The following is an 11,142-nucleotide window of genomic DNA, read 5'->3' as shown; positions in this document are numbered from 1 at the left end:
CGATCTTGCCCGCCCCGCCTACCACACCCGCGAGCAGAGACGCGCGTTCGCCGTACCGCGTTGGGTCACCCGGATCCGGCCTCGGTAACCTCTCCGGCGTGTCCGTGTCCTCGTCCCAGCCCCGAAGCGGGCCCGCTGCCGCGTCGCTGCCGGACAGCCCGGCCAAGGCGGCCGCCGCGCCGCCCCGCCCGGCCCGGATCGACCCGGTGCCGCTGGCCACTCTGCTCGCCCGTGCGGGAGCCCGGCTCATCGCCGACCGTCCCGAGGCCGCCGACCTCACCGTCACCGGCACCACGCTGCGTGCGCAGCACGTGCTCCCCGGTGACCTGTTCGCCGGCCTCCCCGGAGCCCGCGCGCACGGCGCCGACTTCAGCGACCAGGCCCTCGCCGCCGGAGCCGCGGCCGTCCTGACCGACCCGAGCGGAGCCGACCGGCCCGCGCTGCGCGACGCGCCGGTGCCCGTCCTCGTGCACCCGGACCCGCGCGCCGCGCTCGGCGAGATCGCCGCGTGGATCTACGGCGAGCCGTCGCTGCACCTGTCCGTCCTCGGCGTCACCGGCACCTCCGGCAAGACCACCACCTCCTATCTGGTCGACTCGGGACTGCGCGCCGCCGGGCGCACCACCGGCCTGATCGGCACGGTCGAGACCCGGATCGCCGGCGAGCGCCTGGCCAGCGGGTTCACCACGCCGGAGGCCCCGGACCTGCAGGCGCTGCTCGCGGTGATGCTGGAGCGCGGCGTCACGCACGTGCCGATGGAGGTGTCCAGCCACGCGCTGGCGCTCGGCCGGGTCAACGGCACCCGGTTCGCGGTCGGCGCGTTCACGAACCTCTCGCAGGACCACCTCGATTTCCACAAGGACATGGAGGAGTACTTCGCCGCCAAGTCCCTGCTGTTCGACGGCCGGTCGACCACCGAGGTCGTCGTCGTGGACAGCGCGTGGGGACAGGCGCTGCTCACCCCGCAGACGGTGACCGTGTCGATCGAAGCCGGCGCCGACGCCCTGTGGCGCGCCGCCGACATCGAGGCGACCCCGGCGGGGGAGCAGACCTTCACGCTGCTCGGGCCGGACGGCCTCAGCCGCGCGGCGAAGATCCCGCTGCCCGGCACGTTCAACGTCGCCAACGCGGTGCTCGCCGCGGCGATCCTGGCCAGCGCTGGCATCGACGCGGACGACATCGTCGCCGGGCTCGCCGCGGTGGAGGTGCCCGGCCGGATGGAGCGGGTCTACCTCGGCCAGGAGTTCACCGCGGTGGTCGACTACGCGCACAAACCGGCCGCGGTGGCCCAGGGCCTCGACGCCCTGCGCGCCCGCACCGAAGGCCGGATCATCACCGTGCTCGGCTGCGGCGGCGACCGCGACACCGCGAAGCGCCCGATGATGGGCGAGGCGGCGGTGCGCCGCAGCGATCTCCTGATCGTCACCGACGACAACCCGCGTTCGGAGGACCCGGCCGCGATCCGCGCCGCGATGCTCGCCGGGGCCCGCGCCGTCGGGCCCGCGGCGGGCGGCGAGGTGCTGGAGATCGCCGACCGGCGCGAGGCGATCGCGCACGCGGTGTCGCTCGCCGGGCCGGGCGACATCGTCCTGATCGCAGGCAAGGGCCACGAGACCGGCCAGGAGGCCCAGGGTGTGGTGCACCCGTTCTCCGACCGGGACGAGCTGGAGGCCGCCATCCGCAAGCGTCTCGAGGTGACCGCGTGATCGAGCTGAGCCTGGCCGAGATCGCCGACGTCGTCGGCGGCAGGCTGCACCGCACCGACGGATCCGCTGTCGTGACCGGCAGCGTCGAATTCGACACGCGCAAGCTGGGCCCGGGCGGGCTGTTCCTCGCCCTGCCCGGCGAACGCGTCGACGGGCACGATTTCGCCGCGAAGGCGGTCGAGGCCGGCGCGGTCGGCGTGCTGGCCGCGCGGGAGGTCGACGCCCCGGCGATCGTCGTGCCGCCGCTGCCGCCGGGACAGGCCAACTCCGGGTCGGTCGCGCTGACCGGCGACACCGACGGCTCCGGCGCCGCCGTGCTGGCCGCGCTGGCCAAGCTCGCCCGGCACGTCGTCGACCGGCTGGCCGCGGGCGGGCTGACCGTCATCGGCGTCACCGGCTCGTCCGGCAAGACCTCGACCAAGGACGTCATCGCGCAGCTGATCGAGCCGATGGGCCCGACGGTCGCGCCGCCCGGGTCGTTCAACAGCGAGCTGGGCCACCCGTGGACCGCGCTGCGCGCCGACGCCTCGACCAAGTTCCTCGTGCTGGAGATGTCCGCGCGCGGGGTCGGGCACATCGCCGCGGCCGCCGAGACGACGCCGCCGCGGATCGGCGCGGTGCTCAACGTCGGCAGCGCGCACGTCGGCGAATTCGGCTCGCGCGAGGGCATCGCGAAGGCCAAGGGCGAGCTGGTCGAGGCGCTCCCGGAAGACGGCCTCGCGGTGCTGAACCTCGACGACCCGCTGGTCGCGGCCATGGCGAGCCGCACCAAGGCCCGCATCGTCGGCGTCGGGGAGTCGGCCGGGGCGCAGATCCGGGCCGCCGACATCACGGTCGACGCCGAGGCCCGTCCGTCCTTCCGGCTGATCACGCCCGAGGGCGAGGCCCCGGTGACGCTGCCGCTGCATGGCGAGCACCACGTCGGCAACGCGCTGTCCGCCGCCGCCATCGCGCGCGAGCTGGGCGCGACCACCGAGGAGATCGCGCAGCGGCTGTCGTCGCTGCAGCGGCGCTCGGAGCGGCGGATGGAGGTCACCACCCGCGCGGACGGCGTCACGATCCTCAACGACTCGTACAACGCCAACCCCGAATCGGTCCGGGCCGGGCTCAAGGCGCTGGCCTCGATGAGCCGCTCCGGCCGCCGCGCGTGGGCGGTGCTCGGCGTGATGGGCGAGCTGGGCGAGGACTCGGTGAACGCGCACGATTCGATCGGGCGCCTCGTGGTCCGGCTCAACATCGAGAAGCTCGTCGTGGTCGGCCAGGAGGCCGCCGCCATGCACCAGGGCGCGTTCCAGGAGGGGTCCTGGGGCGAGGAGTCGGTGCTGGTACCCGATGTCGAGGCCGCGGTCGCCGTGCTGCATGATCAGCTCCGTCCCGGGGACGTGGTGCTGGTCAAGGCGTCCAAGGCCGCCGGTCTGTGGCGGGTGGCCGAAGCGCTGCTGGCCGATCCGGAAACGAACACCGACCCCTCTCTCCTGAACTCCGAACGCTCGAACGGTGGTCACGCGTGATCAACATCATGATCGCGGCCGCGGCGGGTCTGCTGGTCTCGATCCTGCTCACGCCCTACCTCATCCGGGTCTTCTCGCGGCAGGGCTTCGGCCAGGAGATCCGCGAGGAAGGCCCGCAGGGGCACAAGTCGAAGCGCGGCACGCCGACCATGGGCGGCGTCGCGATCATCATCGCGATGGTCGTCGGCTACTTCGTCGCGCACCTGATCACCTGGATCAGCAACTCGCGCTCGGCGGCGCCCTCGGCGTCCGGCCTGCTCGTGCTGATGCTCGCGGTCGGGCTCGGCCTGGTCGGCTTCCTCGACGACTTCATCAAGATCCGCAAGCAGCGCAACCTCGGCCTGAACAAGACCGCGAAGCTGGTCGGCCAGCTCGTGATCACCATCCTGTTCGCGGTGCTGTCGCTGCAGTTCGCCGACTCGCACGGGCTCACCCCGGCGTCGCAGAGCCTGTCCTACGTGCGCGACCTGGCGCTGATCACGTTCCCGTCGGTCGTGTTCGTGATCTTCTGCTACATCGTCATCTCCGGCTGGTCGAACGCGGTGAACTTCACCGACGGCCTCGACGGGCTGGCCGGCGGCGCGGCGGCGATGGTGCTCGCGACGTACGTGGTGATCTCGTTCTGGCAGGCCCGGCTCTCCTGCTCGACCCAGCCGCTCCCGGCCTGCTACGACGTGCGCGACCCGCTCGACCTCGCGGTCGTCGCGGCCGCGGCCACCGGGGCCTGCATCGGGTTCCTGTGGTGGAACGCCGCGCCGGCGAAGATCTTCATGGGCGACACCGGGTCGCTCGCCCTGGGCGGCCTCGTCGCCGGGCTGTCCATGACCACCCGCACCGAACTGCTCGCCATCGTCATCGGCGGCCTGTTCATGGTCGAGATGATCTCGGTGGTCACGCAGATCGCGGTCTTCCGCACGACGCGGCGGCGGCTGTTCCGGATGGCGCCCTTCCACCACCACTTCGAGCTGGCCGGGTGGGCGGAAACCACGGTGATCATCCGGTTCTGGCTGCTCTCGGCGATCTGCTGCATGTTCGGGCTCGGGCTGTTCTACAGCGAGCAGCTCAACTTCGGGAGCTGACCCCTTGGAGCTTGAGGGCAAACACGTTCTGGTCGCGGGCGCCGGAGTCACCGGGAAATCGGTCGTCCCGGTGCTGCGAGAGCTGGGCGCGCGGGTCACGGTCACCGACGGCAACGCCGAGCGGCTCGCCGAGCTGGAAGGCCTGGGCGCCGAGCTGGTCCCGGGCCTGACCGAACCCCCGGCGGACACCGCGCTCGTCGTGACCAGCCCGGGCTGGCGGCCGACGTCCCCGCTGCTGGTCGCGGCGGCCGAGGCGGGCGTCGAGGTGATCGGCGACGTCGAGCTGGCCTGGCGGATCGGGCAGCTGCGCGAGCATCCGCCCGCGTGGCTGGTGATCACCGGCACGAACGGCAAGACGACCACGGTCGGGATGCTGGAGTCGATCCTGCGCGCGGCCGGGGCGGACGCGGTGGCCTGCGGCAACGTCGGCTATCCGGTGCTCGACGCGGTGCGCGGCGGGCACCAGGTGCTGGCCGTCGAGCTGTCGAGCTTCCAGCTGCACTGGTCGTCCACGATCGCGCCGGACGCGTCGGTTGTGCTGAACCTCGCCGAGGACCACCTGGACTGGCACGGCTCGATGGAGGAGTACGCCGCCGCGAAGGGCCGCGTGCACCAGCGTTCGCGCGCCGTCGTGCACAACGTCGACGACCCGTGGTCCACGCGGATCGCCGAGGAACACGCGCCCGACGGGGCCCGGCGGATCGGGTTCGTGCTCGACACGCCGCGCGCCGGGGAGCTGGGCCTGGTCGAAGACCTGCTGGTGGACCGCGCTTTCGGGGCCGACCCGGAGACGAGCGCGGAGGAACTGGCCGAGATCGCCGACGTCCGCCCGGCCGGACCGCACAACCTCGCGAACGCGCTCGCCGCGGCCGCGCTGGCCCGCGCGCACGGGGTGTCGCCCGCCGCGGTGCGGAAGGGGCTGCGCGCGTACGAACCCGCGCCGCACCGCGCGGTGGAGGTCGCCGAGATCGGCGGCGTCCGGTACGTCAACGACTCGAAGGCCACCAACCCGCACGCCGCGCTCGGCTCGCTGCTCGCGCACGAAAGCGTGGTCTGGATCGCCGGGGGACAGCTCAAAGGCGCCTCGGTGGACGACCTCGTCGCGGCGGTCGGCGGACGGCTGCGCGCGGCCGTCCTGCTGGGTGTCGATTCCCCCGTGATCGAAGCCGCTCTCGCGCGACACGCGCCGGATGTCCCGTGCAACCGCCTCCTTCCGGGTGACGATGAGCCCATGACTGCGGCGGTGAATGCGGCCAGCGCCCTGGCTCGTCCTGGTGACGTGGTGCTCCTCGCGCCCGCCGCCGCCTCGCTGGACATGTTCCGCGGCTACGGAGCGCGCGGCGACGCGTTCGAAGCCGCGGTGCGTGCGCTGGCCGAAGGCGCGGCGGGGGCGGCGGATGACAGTCGTTGACGGCGACAAGCCGCGGCCTCGGCGCATTCGCCGGGAAAGCCCGTTCGTCGCGCTCCGCACCGGGCTGACCGCCTGGCTTTCGCGGCCGCTCGCGTCGTTCCACCTGGTCCTCGCGCTGACCGGCATCCTCACCGTGATCGGCGCGGTGATGGTGCTGTCCGCGTCGTCGGTGGCCTCCTACAACCCGAAGACCGGCAGCGGCGTGTACTCGCTGTTCTTCCGGCACCTGATGTTCGTCGCGATCGGCGGGATCGTGTTCTGGATCGGCCTGCGGGTGCGGCTCGAACGCGTGCGCCGGATGTCGGCGACCATGACCGTCGCCTGCCTTGGCCTGCTGCTGCTCGTGCTGACGCCGCTCGGGTCGACGGTGAACGGCTCGCAGGGCTGGTTCAAGCTCGGCGTGTTCACCTTCCAGCCGGTCGAGGCGGCGAAGGTGGCGCTGGCCTTCTGGGGCGCGCACATCCTGGTGATCAAGTACAACGTGCTGAACCAGTGGCGGCATCTGCTCGTCCCGGTGGTGCCGGTGGCGCTGCTGATGTTCGCGCTGGTCATGCTGCAGCCCGACCTCGGCGGCACGATCACGCTCGCGGTGGTGCTGCTCGGCCTGCTGTGGTTCGCCGGCGCGCCGAAACGGCTGTTCGGGGTGATCCTGGCCGGCGGCCTGAGCGGCGTGCTGGTGCTGGCGATCATCGCGCCCTACCGGCTCGCCCGGGTGATGTCGTTCCTGTCGCCGGACGCGGACACCTCGGCCGAGGGGTTCCAGGCGAACCAGGCCAAGCTGGCGCTCGCCGACGGCGGGCTGTTCGGCAAGGGGCTCGGGCAGGGCGCGTCGAACTGGGGCTACCTGCCGAACGTGCAGAACGACTTCATCTTCGCGCTGATCGGCGAGGAACTGGGCTTCGTGGGCTGCGCGGTCGTGCTGGCGCTGTTCGCCGGCGTGGCCGTGGTGGGCCTGCGCATCGCCACGCGCAACATCGACCCGTGGATCCGGATCGTCGCGGGCACGCTGACGGTCTTCCTCGTCGCGCAGGCGGCCATCAACATCGGCTACGTGGTCGGGCTGCTGCCGGTCACCGGCGTCACGCTGCCGCTGATCTCCTACGGCGGCACGTCGCTCGTGATCACCATGCTCATCATGGGAGTGCTGGCCAACGCCGCGCGGCACGAACCCGAGGCGGTGGCCGCGCTGCGCTCGCACGGGCCGGGTAAATTCGGACGCCTGCTGCGGCTGCCCGCGCCCGATCCGTACCGCCCGCCGTCCGCCCGCAAGGGCACGCGCGCCGCGGGGAACGGGACGAGGGCGGCCCGGCCGGCGCCGCGTGCGGCCCGGCCCGCACCGGCACAGGAACGCCGCCGGTCGGCGCGGCGGAGTACAGCGAACCGCGGTGCCCGGAGCACCGCGAACCGGAGAGGTCATCGGTGAGCAAGCCCGTCAAGGGAACGCAGCGGTCGGCAGCGGGCCGGGCGCCGGTCGTGGTGGTCGCGGGCGGGGGCACCGCCGGGCACATCGAGCCCGCGCTCGCGCTGGCGGACGCCGTGAAGCGGCTGCGCCCGGACGCCGAGGTGGTCGCCCTCGGCACGGAGCGCGGCCTGGAGAACAAGCTCGTGCCCGCGCGCGGGTACCCGCTGGAGCTGATCCCGCCGGTCCCGATGCCGCGCAAGCCGACGCCGGAGCTGCTCCGGCTGCCGCTGAAGGTGCGCGATTCGGTCCGCCGCACCCGCGAGGTGCTCGACCGGGTGCACGCGGACGTCGTGGTCGGCTTCGGCGGATACGTCGCGCTGCCGGCGTACCTCGCCGCGCGCGGCCGCACGCCGATCGTGGTGCACGAGGCGAACAAGTCGGCCGGGCTGGCCAACAAGGTCGGCGCCCGCTTCGCGTCCCGCGTCGCGGTCGCGGTGCCGGGCACGCCGCTGCCGAAGGCCGAGGTGGTCGGCATTCCGCTGCGCCGCTCGATCACGTCGCTGGACCGGGCCGCGCTGCGCGCTGAAGCCCGCGAATTCTTCGGGCTGGACCCGGACGCGCCGACGCTGCTGGTGTTCGGCGGTTCGCAGGGCGCGGCGTCGATCAACTCCGCGGTGTCCGGTGCGGCGAAGGACTTCGCCGAGGCGGGCGTCGGCGTGCTGCACGCGCACGGCCCCAAGAATTCCCTTGCCGTACAAGAGTTTCCCGGCCGCCCGCCGTACGTGCCGGTGCCGTACCTGGAGCGGATGGACCTGGCCTACGCCGCGGCGGACGCGGTGGTGTGCCGGTCCGGCGCGATGACCGCGGCCGAGATTTCCGCGGTCGGGCTGCCCGCGGTGTTCGTGCCGCTGCCGCACGGCAACGGCGAGCAGGCGGTCAACGCCCGGCCCGCGGTCGACGCCGGCGCGGCGCTGATGGTCGCCGACGCCGACCTCACCGCGGCGAAGGTCGCCGAGCTGGTGATCCCGCTGGTGACCGACGCCGACCGGGTCGCGCGGATGAGCGCGGCCGCCGTCGGGCTCGGCCACCGCGAAGCCGACGAGACCCTCGCCCGCATCGTTTTGGAGGCCGCCGGTGCCTGACACGCCCGAACTGCCCGCGCAGCTGCGCCGGGCGCACCTGATCGGGATCGGCGGGGCCGGGATGTCCGGCATCGCGCGGATCCTGCTCGCCCGCGGCGCGGCCGTGTCCGGGTCGGACGCCAAGGAATCGCGCGCGCTGCTTTCGCTGCGCGCGCAGGGCGCGACGCTGTTCGTCGGCCAGACCGCGGACAACCTCGCCGAGCTGGCCGAACCGCCGTCGGCGGTCGTGGTGTCCACCGCGATCAAGGAGACCAACCCGGAACTCGCCGCGGCCCGCGAGCGCGGCATCCCGGTGCTGCACCGCGCGCAGGCGCTGGCCGGGCTGATGGCCGGGCACCGCGTCGCGTGCATCGCGGGAACGCACGGCAAGACGTCGACCACGTCGATGCTCACCGTGGCGCTGCAGAACTGCCGGATGGACCCGTCGTTCGCGATCGGCGGCGACCTCAACGAATCCGGGGCCAACGCGCACCACGGCGAGGGCGGCGTGTTCGTCGCGGAGGCCGACGAGAGCGACGGGTCCTTCCTCACCTACACGCCGTCGGTGGCGGTGGTGACGAACGTCGAGCCGGACCACCTCGACCACCACGGCACCGCCGAGGCGTACGTGAAGGTGTTCAGCGACTTCGTCGGCCAGATCGAGCCGGGCGGGCTGCTGATCGTGTGCGCGGACGACGAGGGCGCGGCCCGGCTGGGCGAGGAGGCCGCCGCCGCTGGGGTGCGGGTGCGGCGCTACGGCCGTGCCGCTTCCGGCGAGGGCGACGTGCGCGTGCTCGACTACACGCCCGCGCCGGACGGCGGCGTCGTGCGGATCGCGCTGGACGGCGAAGAACACGACCTGCGGGTCGCGGTGCCGGGCGAGCACATGGCGCTCAACGCGGTCGCCGCGCTGCTCGCCGGGCTCGAACTCGGCGCGCCGCTGGACGGCATGGCCGCCGGGCTCGCCGCGTTCGGCGGGGTGCGCCGCCGGTTCGAGTTCAAGGGCCGCGCGGGCGACGTCCGCGTGTACGACGACTACGCGCACCACCCGACCGAGGTGGCCGCGCAGCTGCGCGCGGTGCGCACGGCGGCGGGCAACGGACGGGTCGTCGTGGTGTTCCAGCCGCATCTGTACTCGCGTACGCAGACTTTCGCCGCCGAGTTCGCCGAGGCGTTGTCGCTGGCGGACGAGGTCGTGGTGCTCGACGTGTTCGGCGCGCGCGAGGAGCCGGTGCCGGGCGTGACCGGCGCGCTGATCGCCGGCCGGGTGACCGTTCCGGTGCACTACCAGCCCGCCTTCGACGTGGCCGCCGGCCTGGTCGCGGACCTCGTCCGGCCGGGCGACCTCGCGATCACCATGGGCGCGGGCGACGTGACGCAGCTGGGCCCGGAGATCCTGGCCGAGCTGGACCGGAGGGCCGCAGGGGCATGACCGGGACCAGGCAGCGCCGTCGCTCGCCCGCGCCGCGCGCGGGCGAGGAGCAGCGTGCTGCCCTGGCCCGGGAACGGCGGGGGCGGCGGACCGAGGAGGAACGGCAGCGCACCCGCGCCCGCACCGCCGCGCGGTCGGGCCGCACGAAGCGAGCCGCCGCCCGGAAGTCGCGGCCCACGCGCGGCAAGGAGATCCGCCGCCGGTGGGTGGCGCTGCTGACCGTCGTCACCTTGGGGGCGCTGGGGTACCTGCTGTTCTTCAGCTCGCTGCTCTCGGTGAAGACGATCGAGGTGCAGGGCGCGAAAACCGTGTCGGTGGACCAGATCCGCGCGACCGCGGCGGTGCCGCCCGGACAGCCGATGCTGCGCGCGGACGTCGACGGGATCCGCGACCGGGTGGCGCAGATGCCGGGCGTCGCGACGGTCGACGTGTCCCGGTCGTGGCCGACGACGCTGGAGATCGCGGTGACCGAACGGACCCCGATCGCGTTCTTCGACAGCGGCCCCGGCGGCGACGGGGTGCATCTCGTCGACGGCGGCGGGGTCGTGTTCAAGACGGTGAAGACCCGTCCGGTCGGGCTGCCGGAGCTGAAGCTGCCGAAGGTGTCGGTCGACGATCCGGTCACCCGCGCGGTGACCGCGGTGCTCGGGGTGCTGCCGGAGCAGTTGCTGAAGCAGACGACGACGGTCACCGCGCAGACGCCGGCGAGTGTCGAGTTCACGCTGTCCAGCGGCAAGACCGTGCGGTGGGGGAACGCGGAGAACACCGACCGCAAGGCGAAGGTGCTGGCTGCGTTGCTGACGCAGCAGGGGAAGATTTACGACGTTTCCGCGCCGGAGTTGCCGACTATCACCTCGTGAGGCCCGCGTGCCGGGCCGCTCTTCCGGTTGGGTTGGCGGTCTTTTCTCGTATGCCGTACGCTTGTTGAGTTCGTACGCCATACGAGAAGGTGGGGGCATGACGGTTCTGGTGACGGGTGCGACCGGCAACGTCGGGCGGCTGGTGGTGGACGAGCTGGTGGCTCGCGGGGTGCCGGTGCGGGCGTTGACGGTGGATCCGGAGCGGGCGGCGTTGCCGGACGGCGTCGAGGTGGTGGTCGGGTCGCTGGCTCGGCCGTCGACGTTGCCTGCTGCGCTGGACGGGGTCGAGGCGGTTTATCTGGCTCCTTATGCGCGGACTGTTTCGCGGTTTTGCGAGTTGGCCGCGCGGGCGGGGATTCGGCGGGTGGTTGCGTTGTCTGGGTCCAGTGTGGGGGATACGCATCCGGCGTCCAGTGGGCATGGGTTTGCTGCGGTCGAGGATGCGGTGCGGGGCGGTGGGTTTGACTGGACGTTTTTGCGGCCTGGGGCGTTTATGACGAATTCGCTGGGGTGGGCTTCGTGTGTTCGGGAGCGGGGGGAGGTTCGGTCGGTTTATCCTCGGGCTACTCAGACGCCTATTGATTTGGGGGATATTGCTGCGGTCGCCGCGCAGGTTTTGG

9 protein-coding genes are annotated in these 11,142 nt (G+C 72.9%); all 9 read left to right on the top strand.

Annotation, left to right across the window (positions count from 1 at the left end; all coding sequences use genetic code 11):
* Window positions 1–98: 98 nt before the first annotated feature.
* Window positions 99–1,706, top strand: a complete 1,608-nt coding sequence (locus SSMG_RS24360) for a UDP-N-acetylmuramoyl-L-alanyl-D-glutamate--2,6-diaminopimelate ligase (protein WP_286156974.1) — start codon at window positions 99–101, stop codon at window positions 1,704–1,706.
* Window positions 1,703–3,217: a UDP-N-acetylmuramoyl-tripeptide--D-alanyl-D-alanine ligase gene (gene murF / locus SSMG_RS24355; protein WP_037714683.1), complete on the top strand. Its 1,515-nt coding sequence runs from the start codon at window positions 1,703–1,705 to the stop codon at window positions 3,215–3,217. Before SSMG_RS24360 ends, murF begins: the two co-directional genes overlap by 4 nt.
* Before the next feature lie 8 nt (window positions 3,218–3,225).
* On the top strand, window positions 3,226–4,296 hold the full coding sequence (gene mraY / locus SSMG_RS24350; RefSeq protein WP_199786327.1) for a phospho-N-acetylmuramoyl-pentapeptide-transferase: 1,071 nt from the start codon (window positions 3,226–3,228) through the stop codon (window positions 4,294–4,296).
* A gap of 4 nt (window positions 4,297–4,300) precedes the next feature.
* Window positions 4,301–5,707, top strand: a complete 1,407-nt coding sequence (gene murD, locus SSMG_RS24345) for a UDP-N-acetylmuramoyl-L-alanine--D-glutamate ligase (protein ID WP_009080386.1) — start codon at window positions 4,301–4,303, stop codon at window positions 5,705–5,707.
* The gene (ftsW, locus tag SSMG_RS24340; RefSeq protein ID WP_009080384.1) at window positions 5,694–7,130 is read left to right on the top strand and encodes a putative lipid II flippase FtsW; all 1,437 of its coding nucleotides are present in this window, start codon (window positions 5,694–5,696) and stop codon (window positions 7,128–7,130) included. The genes murD and ftsW overlap by 14 nt, the downstream gene beginning before the upstream one ends.
* Complete coding sequence (gene murG, locus SSMG_RS24335; protein ID WP_009080382.1) at window positions 7,127–8,251, top strand: undecaprenyldiphospho-muramoylpentapeptide beta-N-acetylglucosaminyltransferase; 1,125 nt, start codon at window positions 7,127–7,129, stop codon at window positions 8,249–8,251. The genes ftsW and murG overlap by 4 nt, the downstream gene beginning before the upstream one ends.
* On the top strand, window positions 8,244–9,662 hold the full coding sequence (murC, locus tag SSMG_RS24330; protein ID WP_009080381.1) for a UDP-N-acetylmuramate--L-alanine ligase: 1,419 nt from the start codon (window positions 8,244–8,246) through the stop codon (window positions 9,660–9,662). Before murG ends, murC begins: the two co-directional genes overlap by 8 nt.
* On the top strand, window positions 9,659–10,522 hold the full coding sequence (locus tag SSMG_RS24325; protein ID WP_009080380.1) for a cell division protein FtsQ/DivIB: 864 nt from the start codon (window positions 9,659–9,661) through the stop codon (window positions 10,520–10,522). Before murC ends, SSMG_RS24325 begins: the two co-directional genes overlap by 4 nt.
* A 97-nt stretch (window positions 10,523–10,619) precedes the next feature.
* Window positions 10,620–11,142: SDR family oxidoreductase (locus SSMG_RS24320; RefSeq protein WP_009080378.1), on the top strand; the 523-nt coding region annotated here is incomplete at its 3' end.

Origin of the sequence: Streptomyces sp. AA4 (assembly GCF_000158875.1) — a bacterium.
In the GTDB taxonomy this organism is placed as follows: domain Bacteria; phylum Actinomycetota; class Actinomycetes; order Mycobacteriales; family Pseudonocardiaceae; genus Amycolatopsis.
This window is presented reverse-complemented; position numbering and strand designations above follow the sequence as displayed.

What these genes read in the sequence shown, in the direction of transcription:
- mraY (WP_199786327.1), top strand. Translation starts at nt 3,226, where the DNA reads ATGATCGCGGCCGCGGCGGGTCTGCTGGTCTCGATCCTGCTCACGCCC.
- ftsW (WP_009080384.1), top strand. Translation starts at nt 5,694, where the DNA reads ATGACAGTCGTTGACGGCGACAAGCCGCGGCCTCGGCGCATTCGCCGG.
- SSMG_RS24325 (WP_009080380.1), top strand. Translation starts at nt 9,659, where the DNA reads ATGACCGGGACCAGGCAGCGCCGTCGCTCGCCCGCGCCGCGCGCGGGC.